Below are 15,564 nucleotides of genomic sequence, written 5' to 3' on the forward strand. Positions count from 1 at the left end.
ACATCAAAGCGATCGCCTTCTACCTGCCCCAATATCATCCCATCTAGAAATTGCTAGAATGCTGATAAAACAGTCCAATATCAGGAGACTCAATCCATGTCCGCTATAACTGCCCAAGAGCAAAAAGCTCAAATGCTCGATACCGCTCAAATAGCGACCCAAGTTCACGATCTTGATTTTTATCAATGGGTACAAACTACTATTGATAATATCCAGAGAGGGGCGATCGAAACTATTGATTGGGATTACTTAGTGGAGGAGTTGCGGGATTTGGGCAACGAGCAAAAAAATCAGCTAGAAAGTCGCTTATTAGTTCTTTATGAACATTTACTTAAATTGACTTATTGGTGGCAAGAGCGTGATTACAATCAAAGGGGATGGCGAGCTACTATTCTAGAACAACGGAAACAACTCAAGCGACTTTTAAACCGGAGTCCGAGCCTAAAGCCTTATTTTCAAGAAGTTGCCCAAGAAATTTATGATGATGCTTGCCAGATTACAAGCGTGAAGACAGGTTTAAATGCAAATCTATTTCCCCCATCTCCTATTGCCAATATAGAGCAAGTTTTGAATGAAGATTGGCTGCCAGAGTTAAAAGAAGATTGCTAAACTGTTAATTCATCCATAGATTTCATCAGTAAACCTCGTATTTACTCACAAAATTGTCAATTACCGAACTAGAAGTTGAATCTACGACGGATACACGGACAGAAATGATCCAGGCGATCGCTATAGTCCAAAATGTCGGTTACAGAATTGAAATAATCCGTAAAAACTGAAAAACTTAGTTCAAAGTATTAATTAAATTATGCCTGATATAAAAGCGATCGCCTTCTACCTCCCCCAATATCATCCCATTCCTGAAAATGATCAATGGTGGGGCAAGGGTTTTACGGAATGGACAAATGTTACGAAATCCAAACCCTTATTTAAAGAACACTATCAACCCCATCTTCCTGCTGACTTAGGCTTTTATGATTTGCGCCTACCAGAAGCGCGACAAGCTCAAGCTGACTTAGCACGAGAGTATGGTATTCATGGCTTTTGCTATTGGCACTATTGGTTTCATGGTAAGAGATTATTAGAGTCTCCAGTTAATGAAGTTTTGGCTTTAGGAGAACCTGACTTTCCATTTTGTCTTGCTTGGGCAAATGAGTCGTGGTCGCGTCGTTGGCTAGGTGAAGACAAAGAGATATTGATTAATCAAAAATACTCTCAAGAAGATGACACAAACCATGCTGAATGGTTAGTTCATTGCTTTGCCGATCCTCGCTATATAAAGGTGTATGATCGCCCATTATTCTTAATATATCGCCCAACATCATTACCCGATCCTAAAGCGACGACCAAAACTATTAGGGAAGTGTGTCAAGCTTCAGGACTCCCCAATCCTTATTTAGTCGGAATCAATGCCCATTCACGTCATATTGATATGCGGACGCTTGGTTTCGACTGCACTGAAGACCATTCTCCCCAGCTTGGTGTTTTACCTGAAGCTTTCAATGATGACTTTTCCTTTAATCGATTAACTCGAAATATTAAGCGAGGAATATGGGATGGAGAACTAAAGATTTATGATTATGCTGATGCCATTCAGCTAATGGAATCAAGCCGACCTAAGTATCCTCACCACCCTGCATTCTTTGTCGGTTGGGATAATACAGCTAGGCGACAAGAGAAGGCGATCATTATGACTGATAGTCACCCTGATATAGTCGCAACTCACTTGGCAAAAGTTATAGAATCTGTAGGACAATCTCTTTTAGAAGAACGAATTGTTTTTTTGAATGCTTGGAATGAATGGGCTGAAGGTATGTATTTAGAGCCAAATTCTTTACACGGACTTAGGTTATTAGAGGCGATTCGTTCAGTAATTCAATCCGACTAAGCCCATTCGTAGATAACCATATTATTTAGCGATTATATTTCCCAATGCATATTCTAATTGCTACCCCTTACTTACCATGGCCTCTCAATGCTGGTGGAAAAGTTTCTCAGTTTTCAACATTAGCATCTTTAAGTAAAGATCACTCTTTCACTATAGTCTGTCCCATTCATTCTCAAAAAGAAACTGAGTATGTAAAGCAACTCGAAGAGCGTCTTCCCCATGTTCGGGTTAAACCAGTGCTGTTTTACACAGTCCCAACTTCCCCAACGACTTATTCGATTTTGCGTGTTTTCCTACACAAAGTCTTGTCTAGAATTCGTCAGCTACTTCAACAACTTAAACCCAATTTAAAAGAAGAAAAAGAAGAGGATGTTATTGAGCATCCTTACTATCCTTTTAAACTTTTATCAGCCTCATTTATTCAAGCCCTATCGGAAGAACTTGAGAATAATGTTGATATTTTACAAGTTGAGTTTGCTGATATGCTTACATTAGGAATATTAGAACTTCCTAATATCCCTAAAATATTTGTCAATCATCAAATTCATTGGATCTATGCAAAAAGACATACCGAGATTCATGGACTGGATGAATACTCTGGCTATTTGGTAGGACGAATATATGCCGAGGAATCCCTATTGATATCCAAATTTGATAGTATTATAGTCTTCAGTAAAGCAGATGCTCAAGAACTAAGCACTGTAGTCAAAGAAAATAAAATACACGTTAGTCCCTTTCCAGTACCTGCTGATATTGATATTGCTGTAACAACTAATCCTATATCAGGAAAAAGTTTTACATTTGTAGGCTCTCAACAGCATGGTCCCAATAGAGATGCTCTTGAGTGGTTGCTATTAGATATTTGGCCTTTAATTAAGGCTTCAATACCACAAGCACAATTATTTGTTATAGGTGATTGGAGCCAGTCATGGTGTTCTAATCATCAATTGGAAGATGTAACTTATACTGGTTTTATTGAAAATATTGCTGAGATAATGCAAGGGACAATTCAGCTTGTTCCAATTCGTATCGGTAGTGGTATTCGGACAAAAATTCTTACTGCTATGGCTCAAGGCGTTCCAGTCGTTTCTACAACTGTTGGCATCGAAGGAATTGACGTGTGTGATCTTGAACACGCTCTTGTTAGGGATACAGCAGAGGAGTTTGCGATTGGGGCAATCACATTAGCTAATGATCAAACTTTGGCGGATCATCTTGCTAATAGGGCTTTAGATTTTGTCAGGGATCATTACAGCCCAGAAGTTGTGCAAAAAGCTAGAAATAAAATTTATGAAGCAGTTATACAGAGTCGAAGATGATACTTGGAATAAGCGATGATTGTAGTATCACAATTGAACACAGGCTATCCAGATCAAAATTCATGGCAAGCGCATCTTATTTTTAGAATGCTTACTGGACAAAGGTTTTGACGATTGTTAAGTTTTGTAACTAAAAGTTAAAACCCTTGCTGGGCATGGATTACAGAATTTAGGTGCGTTTGCCCTGGATCAAAATTCAACCAGATTGATTACAGTGAACCAGTTCAATTTTCATATTTTTGTCAGCAGTGCGCTCAAAATGCGACCAAAAAAGTAGGCGATAGCGAAGTGCTGCTGCAAGCAGATGTCCATGATATCAAAACCACAGCCCCCCAAATTCTAGAAATAATCCAACAATATTTTAGTTGATAATTCTTGATATTATGCCCAAAATTAGTGTTATTATCCCCAATTACAACCACGCTCAATTTCTAGAGCAACGTATTGAAAGCGTTCTCAATCAGACAGTTCAAGATGTCGAGGTTATTTTCCTCGATGATAATTCTACAGATAATAGCCGAGAAGTTTTTTCTAAATATGTCAATCACCCCAAAATTAGCCATGTGATTTTCAACGAAACTAATAGCGGATCTCCTTTTAAACAGTGGAATAAAGGTTTCAGCCTAGCAACAGGTGAGTATATCTGGCTTGCTGAATCTGATGATTATGCTGATCCAAGGTTTTTGGAAACGTTAGTAGAGATTTTGGAAGAAAATCCTCAAGTCGGTGTAGCATATTGTCAATCACATCAAGTTGATAAATATAACGATTTTGTTGCTACATTGCATTGCTGGACAGACGAATTAGATAAAGAACGTTGGCATAATGATTTTATAAATAACGGCTTAGAAGAGTGCCGAAAATATCTAATTGTCAAGAATACTATTCCTAATGCTAGTGCTGTTTTAACCAGAAGGTATCTATTTAAAGAAATCGGATATGCCGACGAATCAATGTTTCTCTGTGGAGATTGGCTGACATGGATTAAGTTATTACTTAGGTGTGATATTGCTTATTCTGCACAAGTTCTCAATTTTTGGCGCACTCATAGTACGAACGTACGATCAAAATCCAGTTTAAATGGTCTTGGTATTTATGAAAGAATGAAAATACTATCTATTATTCAAAAGCAAATAGATATCCCCAAAAAAGTTGCAGAGCAGATAAAAAATGATCTTGTTTATGAATGGGTATCTTTAATGTTGAGAAGAAAAAATCGGGTATCTTTGAAAAAAAGCATCGAATTTTATCAACTCTCAAAGATCTGTGATTCGGCTATTGAAATGAGATATTTGAAACAAGCTGGGTTGTATATTTCAGAAAAATTAAGAAGATTAAGAAGATCAAGTAGAAAAAATGACTGAATTTATAATTTTCTAATATATAACCAACAAATACTAATTAGGAAACTGCCGTGAAAATAGCCTTTATTAGCTATGAATATCCTCCTGATACAGCCATTGGGGGCATTGCAACATATGTCTATCAAGCAGCGAAAATGTTGAGTTTGCGAGGTCATCATGTAGAAGTATTTGCAGGTAGCACCGATCGCACTACGTCTGAAGTTGAAGGAAGAATTACTGTTCATCGGCTTCAGGGAATGCCTTCATCATTTTCTGATAGTATTGGGAAGATTTTTGCTGAACGCCATAGTTTTATAAACTTTGATGTATTGGAGGGAACTGATTATGCAGCATCTGCGAGAGGAGCAGTAAAACTAGTTTCCAGTATCCCGTTGGTCGTAAAACTCCATACACCTGGATTTTTGGTCGAAAAAATTAACTATATTGAACCTTCTTTCCAAATGAAAGCTAGGAGATTTATCGGCGCTCTTCGTAGAATTCGGAAGCCCGAACCTTTTATAAAGTTTAGCTATGACCCTAATCATGACATAGAGCGTTTGCATATATTGGACGCAGATGAGATTGCCACACCATCACAAGATTTAGGAGTTAAATTAGTTCAATTATGGGGATTGCCATCGGGGAAAATCGCCCATGTCCCAAATCCTTACACCCCATCATCGGATCTGCTAGAAATTCCTATTAATACTCATAACAAAATAGTTACATTCCTTGGCAGACTCGAAATCCGGAAAGGTGTTTTGGATCTTGCAGAAGCCATTCCAAAGGTGTTGAGATGTTTCCCAAACACAAAGTTTCGATTTGTTGGTGCATCACATCCATCACCACAAATGGGTATGGATATGCAGCAATATTTAACCAGAAAATTGTGGCGCTACAAGAACTCATTAGAATTTACAGGATCTGTAACTACTAGCCTTATTCCTGGGATTTTAGCTAATACTGATGTGTGTGTTTTTCCTAGTCGTTGGGAAAATTTTCCTAATGTGTGCTTAGAGGCAATGTCCGCAGGTCGTGGCATTGTCGGTAGTAATGCAGGCGGTATGTCTGATATGTTGGGAGATGATCAAGCTGGGTTATTAGTTCCACCTTATTCACCCCAAGAGATCGCTGAAGCAATTGTCAAATTACTAAAAAATCCAACTTTGCGGATGGAATTAGGGCAAGCCGCGCGCGATCGCGTCCTCTCAGAATATAATTTAGACAAGATAGGTTCTCTGCAAGAAGCTAGTTATTTTAGAGCTATTGAGAGAAGACAAGCTTTAGGAGCAAGAAATATGATCGATTACGATTAAATACTACAAATATTATCTGTGATGAATCATCAAAATTATTACCAACTTTTTTAAATACAAATTCTAACAAATTTTATTGATGCCTCCGTTGGTATTGATTGCTATCACGAACATCAAATTTAACCTCTGATAAACTTGCATCAGCTTTTCAAATTATTGCGAAAAAGCCTAATAGTTATGTTTAGTCAGTTAACCCTGAGCTTGTGACAGAAGTACAGATCCGAAACTGCTCTGACGAAGAAGTCACAGAGGCTTTTGAATATTGCCTCAAACTCGTACCCAATACCAAAGGTTGGGAACGCGCATCAATTCTCGCAGCGAAAGTTACTTATTACATTCATGTCGGGAAACTTCAAAAAGCAAGAGAACTGCTTGAAGACATCCGAACTGATGGCTTTACATTTGATTCTGACCTTGCTCATGCGGAGAGGTGGTTAGATATCATGGAGAAGCAAATCCCATGACTTTCAATCCACAACGCGCTCGGGCACAAGGTAAGCTAATCGGCATTTCACGAGAAGGCGTTGCTGAAACATGAAACTAGGTATGAATTTAGGTGTAGAGACGTTCCATGGAACGTCTCTACAAGGGTTTTGAAATCATCAAAAATCATTTTCATACCTCAAATCAGCAACGCCCACGAGAAAATACTCCGGCTATTCTTCATTAAAAACAATCAGACATTAACTATACCAATTGTTGAAAATGAAAAAAAATATTTTAATTGTTGGGGCTGGGTTCTCTGGGGCTGTAATGGCTAGAGAATTGGCTTTGTCGGGTAAATTCAAAATTCATGTAGTTGATGAGCGAAATCACCTCGCGGGTAATTGCTACACAGAAGTTGATAAAAAAACTGGAGTTACTATTCATCAGTATGGACCTCATATATTTAACACAGACAAGTTACATATCTGGAAATATATTCAGCAGTTCAGTGAATTTGCTCAGTATACACATCGTGTAAAAGCTGTGACTCAGCAAGGTATTTTTTCTTTGCCAATCAATTTATTAACTATAAATCAATTCTTTGGGAAGAAATTTAAACCCGACGAAGCTCAACAATTTATTGCATCTTTAGGATGTAAAGATATAGAAACCCCACAGAATTTTGAAGAACAAGCCTTAAAGTATTTAGGTGAAGAATTATATGAATCCTTTTTTAAAGGATACACAATTAAACAATGGGGTTGTAGTCCCAAAAACTTGCCTGCTTCTATTTTAAAAAGATTACCTGTGCGATTTAATTATGATGACAGTTACTACCACAGTTCATATCAAGGCATACCAATAGATGGATATACAGCAATTATTGAGAAAATATTAGACTTAGATGACATCCATGTTGAACTTTCTGTAAAATATGATCGTTCTTGGAATTGTAATTTTGATTATATTTTTTATACAGGAGCTATTGATGCTTACTACAATTTTGAGTTAGGCAGACTAGGCTATCGAACGGTATCCTTTGAAAAAGATTACTATGAGGGAGATTATCAAGGATGTCCTGTAGTCAATTATTGTGAGTTATCTATTCCATATACGAGAATTCACGAACACAAGCACTTTACGCCTTGGGAAACTCATGATCAGACTGTGTTTTTTAAAGAATATAGTAAAGAAACAGAAGCAAACGATATTCCATATTACCCCAAGCGGTTATCTGATGATAAACATCTCCTACTTAAATATCGTGACATTGTATCACAGGAAACAAAGGTTTCATTTCTAGGACGTTTAGCTACATATCGCTATATGGATATGCATCATGTCATAGGAGAGGCATTAGACATGAGTAAAAAGTTTATACCTACCCCATTTGATGAATGGCAGAGTTGCCCAAGATTTCCTAATCTTGAATAGACATCTCCGAAAAAGATCGTAGAGACGTTCCATGGAACGTCTCTACAAGGGTTTCAATTCACGTACATTTAATTCTCGGAGATGTCTAATAGATATTACAGCAGTTTCCGATATTATGAGGTACAGATATTAAGGATCAAACCTTTGTAGTGCGGGCATCTTGCCCGCTAATGGTGTACCTCACGCAGATGAAATTTGCTGTATTGTATTGTAAAAAATTTTTTAGCCTATTGTTCCTGAATCATGAAAAAAATTATTTGGTTTACAAACTCTCACGAACATAGAAATCATTTACTCAAATATGGGTTAATGAAACTTGCCCGACAGAGAAAAATTGAATTTATAGAACAAGATAATTCCCATCTATTAGATTACAATCTACCACTGTCTTTAAAGAATCATACTCATAGACACACAAATCTATTGATGTATATTAATGGTAATAAGACAATAAAAATATTGGTTGATAGCGAAGATTCTTTTGTGCATCTTTGCCCCCTAATTGAGGACGTAGATATTTATTTTTGTGCTGCTTATAATCATGATTTTCATGTAGAGAAGAAGTTTATTCAAAAATATGATTGGCAAACCAATGAAGACGTAGCTGAGTACGAGGAAAAATCTCGGCAACTTATTTCTGATTATAACGATCACTTTTGTAAGATTAATAAATTTATACCAATAGGTTTTAATCTGTCTCATCCGATTCAAAACTCATATCTTAAACAGAAAGTAATAAATATAAGACATAAAATCACAAATTTGTTGCTTAAACAAAAAAATTGGGCTAGTGAACTAGAGATATTTGAAGCTAGATATAATTACGTTAATCAACTTCGACATGAAAAATTACTACACGATGTTGTTCTTTATGATACTTTGTGGGGTGGGTGGCCACAACATAGATACAACTTGCACGTAAAGCTTCAAGACTTATCTCAGCAATACAATATATCTTCTGTTTTAAAGTGGGACGAAAGTGCAAATCAGTCTAAGTTTATAAAAGAAGATTTCCCTGTGATTTCTCACCCTATTCATGGTAATTATGAGGAAATGCTCGCTGCTTCACGTCTTGGTGTATTTGCCACAGGATTTCATTGGGGGTGGCGAAATATTATGACACTGACTCTATTTTTTGGCATTCCTATTTACATGGATAAACCAATCTTTGAGCCTTATTTTGATTTTGATGAATTTCAAGTCTTCTACAATGATGGAAATTGGCAATCTTTGGAGTCATGCCTCAATCAAATTGATGATGATTCATGGATAAAGACTAAACAGCATAATCAAAGTGTATACGATAAGTATTTAGCTCCTGAAAAAGTCGCGGAATATTTTATTAAAACTATAGATCCTTAGACAGTAATTTTTGAAGCATCCAAATTTTTAATTTTGACAAACATCCAAAACATCCAATGAATTTAAAAACCACAAGCCAAGATATATCAAATAATGAAGGCAAATTATTGTCACTCCAGCTATTGCGATGTATAGCTGTTGTCTTAGTAGTTAATGCTCATGCGATCGACAATCAAATTAATCTGAATATTGGAGAGTCTTTTCAGCAGAATTTTTATTTTTTGGAAAATTTTGGTGCTGTTGGCGTTGATATTTTTTTTGTGCTTAGTGGCTTTATTATCTCATTAGTGGCAAAAAAATACCTGAGATTATACGGCTTCAGAGATTTCTTAATTAAGAGATTGATTAGAGTTCTACCTATTTATTGGATAGTTACATTAATTACTATAGCTTTCTCAGTTTTCACCTCAAATATTTCTAGTCTTACATCTGTTAACTCTCCTAATAGATATTTCTTAAAATCATTTTTCATCTTGCCTTTTTTTGATGGTGAATATTTTAGAAATCCTATTATAGTTCAAGGTTGGACTCTTTCATTTGAGCTTTATTTTTATATTGTTGTAGCTATTTTTCTTATATCTAAATCAAAATATATTGTTGTTACTTCTTTCTTGTTTATAACCTCATTGGTTGCTACTGGGATGGTATTTTACAATAATAGTAATGTAATATTTAAGTTTATCTCTAACCCAATAAATCTGGAATTTGTATTCGGCTGTATTATCGGCTGTATATATAGTTCTAAAATTCAGGTATCACGTTCTTTTTCTCTGGTGTTGAATTTGATTGCACTGATTGGATTAGGTGTAACTTTATTTGTGGGTTATGGTGATATTGGAAACCATGATAATATTGTTAACGGTCATCTCTCAATGATTCGTTTGTTGTTGTGGGGTGTGCCTTGTTCTCTATTAGTTGCTAGTTTGGTTTTTTTGGAATCATTTGTTTCAAAACAAATTCCCAAATTTTTGATTTTAATTGGTGATGCTTCGTATTCAATCTATCTAACTCAATATTTATCTTTGAAAATTCTAAGTGATGTTTGGAAGAGCTTAAAGTTAACTTATCCAGATGTTTTTATCATCATTTCTGTGGGATTTTCAGTATTAGTTGGTACTATTTTCTATTTCACAGTTGAGAAAAAATTGATAAATTATCTTAATCGTCAATATAACTGTTTTTGTAAAAAAAGGGATTCACTTTTGATTAAATCTAGCTAGGATAAGCCGTATGAGAAACTTAATTACTGTTATTATCTGTACCCACAATCCGCGTCAAGAATATCTTGACAGAGTTCTTAAAGCCCTGAATAATCAAACCCTTTTGAGGCAAGAATGGGAGCTTTTATTAATTGATAATGCTAGTCAAAGACTGCTTGCTTCAGAAATTGATTTGAGTTGGCATCCAAATTCACGCCACATTAGGGAAGAAACTTTAGGATTGACTGCGGCGCGGTTGCGGGGTATTAAGGAGGCAAACAACGATATTTTGGTGTTTGTTGACGATGATAATGTTCTTGATCCAGATTATTTAAAAAATACCGTTGCGATTTTAGAACAAAATCCTAAGATTGGGGCAATCGGTGGCAAATGTTTACCAGAATTTGAGGTTGAGCCTGAACCTTGGATTACTCAGTTTTATATTTGTTTAGCATTAAAAGATCACGGTGATGAGCCTAAAATCTATTTTAGACAACAGATATTAGATATTCCTGCCAATGACTATCCGCCATTTGCTCCCATTGGTGCAGGATTAATTCTTCAAAAAGAACTAGCTGAAATTTATGCAAAATTAGTTTCTCAAGACACATCCAGACTTGCTCTCGGTCGCACAGGTAAAAGATTAGTTTCAGGTGAAGATAACGATATTATTTTGACATTACTAGAAGCTGGTTGGGGAGTCGGTTATTTCCCTCAACTGCAATTAACCCACCTAATTTCTGCAAACCGATTGACAAAAGATTATCTTGCTCGTTTAAACTATGCCTCATCTCGTTCTTGGATTCAGGTGCTAGACTGTCATAATATTAGACCTTGGAAAAAGATTCCTCAATGGAGTGTTTTACCAAGACAGTTAAAGGCATTTTTTAGCTATCAAGCATGGAAAAGTTCCTCTGCTTTTATCCAGTGGAGAGGAAATTGTGGGATGTTTGAAGGACTAGCGGCTTTACCTGCAAACAAAACTGGTTTATAGCCCTGACTATCTCAACCGAAAAATCTAAATATTCTTGTATAAAAAAGTATTTTGTAATTAATAATGGCTCAAAAAATCACAAAAACACGCCAACTTATCAAGCAGTTAAAGCTTGGAGTGCTAGTTTATAAGCTTTATCATCTTCCTAAGAGTTTTATCCAAAGGTTAACTCGTAAGGGTGCAGTAAATATGGCTGTGGACTTGCAAGCACAAATAGAAATGGAGAAAGCTACTTATTTGCTCCCACCATTACAATTCGACCAAGGAGTTACCGAAACATTAGATATTCATTTTCTAACTGGCAAAAGATTTTGGTATCAAACTTGTTTTTGTGCTTATTCCATGTCACAGTATATTCATGATTTTAGATTACGTCCAGTTATTTATGATGATGGATCTTTAGAAAAGCAGTATCAAGATGAGATTGTTAGAATTTTTCCCAATGCAAAACTTATTCTTAAACCAGAAATTGATGAATACATAGATAAATATTTACCAGAAAATAAGTTCCCCTATCTAAGAGAACGTCGGCTTAATTATCCTAATATGCGAAAATTAACCGATATTCATGTTAATTCTCAAGGTTGGAAGCTAGTTCTTGATTCTGATATGCTGTTTTTTCGCGCTCCAGAGCTTTTGTTGAACTGGCTAAAATGCCCTCAAAACCTATGTCACATGATAGATGTGGAAACATCCTATGGTTATTCGCCAGATTTAATGACTTCCTTAGCACAAGCAGAGATTCCTGAGCGAGTCAATGTCGGAATTTGTGGATTAAAAAGTGATGATATTGATTGGGAGCAATTAGAATATTGGTGTAAAACCATGATCGAAAAAGAAGGTACACATTACTTTCAAGAACAAGCTCTTGTTGCTATGCTTATGGCTGGTAAATCTTGTACAGTTACCCCTGCCTCAGAGTATATTGTGATGCCAGAACGAGATGAGGTGATAGCACCTAAAGCTGTTTTACATCATTATGTTGCAGACTCTAAACCTTGGTATTTTCGCCATGCTTGGAAGCATATTCTGCGATGAGAACCATAGTTGAAGTCGCAAGTATTTAATAACTTATGAAACCTCTAGTTTCAATCTTAGTGCCAGCCTACAATGCTGCTCCATACATAGCAGAAACTTTGGATTCGGCTTTAGCACAGACTTGGCAGAATATAGAAATTGTAGTTGTTGATGATGGTTCTAGAGATGATACTTTAGCGATCGCCAAAACCTACGAATCAAAAAGAGTCAAGGTAATTAGTCAAGAAAATAAAGGTGCTAGTACAGCTAGGAATAGAGCTTTAAAAGCAGCCCAAGGAGACTTTATTCAATATTTAGATGCTGATGATTTGCTTGCACCAGATAAAATTGAGCGTCAGTTAAAGCTTTTAGAATTTGATCGTAACTCAGATTATGTGGCATCAGGAGAATGGGCTAGATTTTTCCAAAACCCATCTGAAGCTATATTTACCCCACAAACTTTATGGACGGATATGTCACCCATTGACTGGCTTATTGCTGCTTGGGAAAAGAATTTGATGATGCACCCTGCGGCTTGGCTTGTACCGCGAAATATTTCTGACTCTGCTGGTATGTGGAATGAGAACGTATCATTGAATGATGATGGTGAATACTTTTGTCGCGTTATTCTCGCTAGTCAAGGCGTTAAGTTTTGTGCAGGTGCTAAGTCTTACTATCGGTCAGGTATTTTTGGCAGTTTAAGCGGTTCAAAATCTCGAAAGGCATGGGAATCTGCTTTTTTATCAGCAGAGTTATGTACAAATAATTTATTAGCTGTTGAAAATAGCGATCGCACTCATTATGCTTGTGCTTGTTATTGGCAATATTTTGTTTTTATGGCATACCCACAAGCTAAAGATTTAATCCAAAATGCTGAAAAAAATGTTCGTTCTTTAGGAGGGTGTGACTTAAAACCGGAAGGAGGAATTATGTTTAAAGTTATGCGTGAGGTTTTGGGGTGGAAAATAGCAATGCAGTTGCAAAAGTTTTACTATAGATATCGTTACAAAAAGTGAGCAAGCATTTAATTAGGATATACTATGTGTATCTTCAAGCTAAGATGCTAACTATGAAATCGCAAATTGGTCGCTGGGGTAATTCTTTAGCCTTGAGAATCCCAAAATATATTGCAGATGAGTTGGCTTTATCGATCAATGATGAAGTTGACTGCCGTATTGAGAAAGGGCAGCTTATAGTAAGGCTTGTTCAAAAGTTCCCAAAATACACACTCTCACAACTCCTTAGTCAAGAGTTAGAGCCTGAATCTGAGATTGACTGGGGCAAACCAATGGGTAATGAAGAATGGTAGATTACATTCCCTGTCATGGGGATTTTATCTGGCTAAACTTTGACCCACAATCTGGACATGAGCAGATGGGAAAACGCCCCGCACTAGTGTTGAGTCAAACCGAATTTAATAACTATCGCGGTTTTATATTTGTTTGTCCCATCAGTACAACTAAGCGCAAAAATCCTTTCTATGTCGAGATCCCAGATGGTCAAGCCGTAAAAGGTATAATAATGTGTGACCAATTGCGATCGCTAGACTTTCGTTCAAGAATTGCAGAATTTATTTCTACCTGTCCTGAAAATTTGTTAGCAGAAGTTCTTGGGCATATTTATCCTATCCTGTACAAAAGTAATTAGATATCAGGATTTATGGCATACCCACAAGCTAAAGATTTAATCCAAAAGGCTGAAAAGATGTTCGTTCTTTAGGAGGGTGTGACTTAAAGCCGGAAGGAGGAATTATGTTTAAAGTTGTGCGTGAGGTTTTGGGGTGGAAAAGAGCAATGCAGTTGCAAAAGTTGTACTACCGTTATCGGTATAACCGGAAGTGATGCAAGTATGCAAGTATTCAGCTAGAGAAACCAGATCCCCGACTTCTATCATTGATTTATTACTTATTGACATCATTGAAGAAGAAGTCGGGGATCTTACCTTCAAACAATTTGGTCAAAATGGCAAAAATCCTGATTCTAATTGGCGCTCATCTATGCACGGCTCCTCGTCCTCAAAAAGAAGCTGAAACATTGGCAAATGCTGGACATGATGTCACTATCGGTGGTTTTTGGTTTGATCCAGATTTAGTAGAACGCGATCGCCTATTGATGATTTATAAGAAATGGCAATTTCTGCCGATTATTGACTTTCAACCCCATCAAAAAATTAACAATTGGTCAGTTCGATGGCGATCGCGCATTGCCAAGGAAAAATTTCAGCGATTCGGAATTTTCTCACCCCAACTATTAGGTTATGGGGTAAAAGAAATGCTAAAAACAGCCCAGAACTTCAAAGCTGATTTAACTATTGTCCATGCGGAGGCAGGTCTCTGGGTCGGTAGTCAATTACTAGATGAAGGATTGAGAGTTGGGGTGGACTTTGAGGATTGGTTTTCTGAAGACCTTTTACCAGAAGCTCGTGCTGGTCGTCCTATTGAAAAACTAAAATCTTTAGAAAGTAGGCTAATTAATGAATGTAGCTATTGTATTACCACTTCCCATGTTATGGCTAAAGCCTTAGCTCAAGCCTACCAGTCTCAAGTTCCTACAGTAATTTACAATACATTTCCTTGGCAAGAACGATCGCAGCTAGATGGCAAAATAGGCGATCGCCAAAACTTAGACTTACCATCAATTCATTGGTTTTCCCAAACTATTGGACAAGGTAGAGGTTTGGAAATTCTTTTTCAAGCATTGCCACATATTAATCAACCAATTGAAATCCATTTGCGCGGTAACTACCCTGAAAGTTCTCGTCAATGGTTAGAGCCACAAATTCCTCAACAATGGCGCGATCGGCTATTTATCCATGCCACCGTTCCCAATCATGAATTACTGTCTCGAATATCTGAACACGATATTGGCTTGGCTTTAGAGGTAAATAATATACCTAGCAGAAATCTCACGATTACTAATAAGATATTTCAATATTTACAGGCAGGACTAGCAGTAATAGCCACTAACACAGAAGGTCAAAGCGAGATATTAAATGAGTATCCTGAAGCTGGTCAAATAATTGCTAGTCATGATGCGATCGCCTTAGCATCAGCCATAAATAACTTGGTTAATGATCCTCAAAAATTAGCTGCCACTAAAAAAACTGCTTTGTTAGCTGCTCAAGATCAATTAAACTGGGAGAACCAAGAGAGTATAATATTAAGATTAGCCACAAAAGCAATTAGTAGTTAAACAAAAAATCAGACAATCTCTGGTTTTTCCATTAGCGAGGAATGCGACCTGCTTGCAGCAGCATAGAACTATACC

The 15,564-nt window shown here is 36.7% G+C and carries 15 protein-coding genes; all 15 read left to right on the forward strand.

Annotation, left to right across the window (positions count from 1 at the left end):
- Positions 1 to 96 precede the first annotated feature (96 nt).
- The 15 genes from HGD76_RS08495 (at position 97) to HGD76_RS08565 (ending at position 15,489) form a co-directional block, all read left to right on the forward strand.
- A complete protein-coding gene (locus HGD76_RS08495; RefSeq protein WP_197705472.1) occupies positions 97 to 609 on the forward strand; it encodes a DUF29 domain-containing protein in 513 nt (170 codons plus the stop codon).
- A gap of 199 nt (positions 610 to 808) precedes the next feature.
- The gene (locus tag HGD76_RS08500) at positions 809 to 1,888 is read left to right on the forward strand and encodes a glycoside hydrolase family 99-like domain-containing protein (protein WP_168695513.1); all 1,080 of its coding nucleotides are present in this window, start codon (positions 809 to 811) and stop codon (positions 1,886 to 1,888) included.
- Positions 1,889 to 1,932: 44 nt separating this feature from the next.
- Positions 1,933 to 3,207 (forward strand): glycosyltransferase, encoded by a 1,275-nt coding sequence (locus HGD76_RS08505; protein ID WP_168695514.1) that lies wholly within the window; start codon positions 1,933 to 1,935, stop codon positions 3,205 to 3,207.
- 383 nt (positions 3,208 to 3,590) lie between these two features.
- A complete protein-coding gene (locus HGD76_RS08510; protein ID WP_168697400.1) occupies positions 3,591 to 4,571 on the forward strand; it encodes a glycosyltransferase family 2 protein in 981 nt (326 codons plus the stop codon).
- Between the two features lie 50 nt (positions 4,572 to 4,621).
- Positions 4,622 to 5,866 carry a glycosyltransferase family 4 protein gene (locus HGD76_RS08515; RefSeq protein ID WP_168695515.1) on the forward strand — a complete coding sequence of 415 codons (1,245 nt, stop codon included), beginning with the start codon at positions 4,622 to 4,624 and terminating at the stop codon, positions 5,864 to 5,866.
- Positions 5,867 to 6,069: 203 nt separating this feature from the next.
- Complete coding sequence (locus HGD76_RS08520; RefSeq protein ID WP_168695516.1) at positions 6,070 to 6,330, forward strand: hypothetical protein; 261 nt, start codon at positions 6,070 to 6,072, stop codon at positions 6,328 to 6,330.
- 241 nt (positions 6,331 to 6,571) lie between these two features.
- Positions 6,572 to 7,726: a UDP-galactopyranose mutase gene (glf, locus tag HGD76_RS08525; protein ID WP_168695517.1), complete on the forward strand. Its 1,155-nt coding sequence runs from the start codon at positions 6,572 to 6,574 to the stop codon at positions 7,724 to 7,726.
- A 243-nt stretch (positions 7,727 to 7,969) separates the two neighbouring features.
- Entirely contained in the window at positions 7,970 to 9,088 is a 1,119-nt protein-coding gene (locus HGD76_RS08530; protein ID WP_210967745.1) for a hypothetical protein, read from the forward strand.
- Positions 9,089 to 9,144: 56 nt separating this feature from the next.
- Positions 9,145 to 10,308, forward strand: coding sequence for an acyltransferase family protein (locus tag HGD76_RS08535; protein WP_168695519.1), 1,164 nt, complete (start codon positions 9,145 to 9,147; stop codon positions 10,306 to 10,308).
- Positions 10,309 to 10,318: 10 nt separating this feature from the next.
- Entirely contained in the window at positions 10,319 to 11,281 is a 963-nt protein-coding gene (locus tag HGD76_RS08540) for a glycosyltransferase (protein WP_168695520.1), read from the forward strand.
- 63 nt (positions 11,282 to 11,344) lie between these two features.
- Complete coding sequence (locus tag HGD76_RS08545; protein ID WP_168695521.1) at positions 11,345 to 12,319, forward strand: glycosyl transferase; 975 nt, start codon at positions 11,345 to 11,347, stop codon at positions 12,317 to 12,319.
- 35 nt (positions 12,320 to 12,354) lie between these two features.
- Positions 12,355 to 13,314 carry a glycosyltransferase family 2 protein gene (locus HGD76_RS08550; protein WP_168695522.1) on the forward strand — a complete coding sequence of 320 codons (960 nt, stop codon included), beginning with the start codon at positions 12,355 to 12,357 and terminating at the stop codon, positions 13,312 to 13,314.
- A 53-nt stretch (positions 13,315 to 13,367) separates the two neighbouring features.
- On the forward strand, positions 13,368 to 13,607 hold the full coding sequence (locus HGD76_RS08555; RefSeq protein WP_168695523.1) for an AbrB/MazE/SpoVT family DNA-binding domain-containing protein: 240 nt from the start codon (positions 13,368 to 13,370) through the stop codon (positions 13,605 to 13,607).
- Positions 13,601 to 13,945 (forward strand): type II toxin-antitoxin system PemK/MazF family toxin, encoded by a 345-nt coding sequence (locus HGD76_RS08560; RefSeq protein WP_168695524.1) that lies wholly within the window; start codon positions 13,601 to 13,603, stop codon positions 13,943 to 13,945. Before HGD76_RS08555 ends, HGD76_RS08560 begins: the two co-directional genes overlap by 7 nt.
- Positions 13,946 to 14,259: 314 nt before the next feature.
- Complete coding sequence (locus HGD76_RS08565; protein ID WP_168695525.1) at positions 14,260 to 15,489, forward strand: glycosyltransferase; 1,230 nt, start codon at positions 14,260 to 14,262, stop codon at positions 15,487 to 15,489.
- Positions 15,490 to 15,564: the final 75 nt, after the last annotated feature.

The organism is Dolichospermum flos-aquae CCAP 1403/13F (assembly GCF_012516395.1).
GTDB lineage: Bacteria > Cyanobacteriota > Cyanobacteriia > Cyanobacteriales > Nostocaceae > Dolichospermum > Dolichospermum lemmermannii.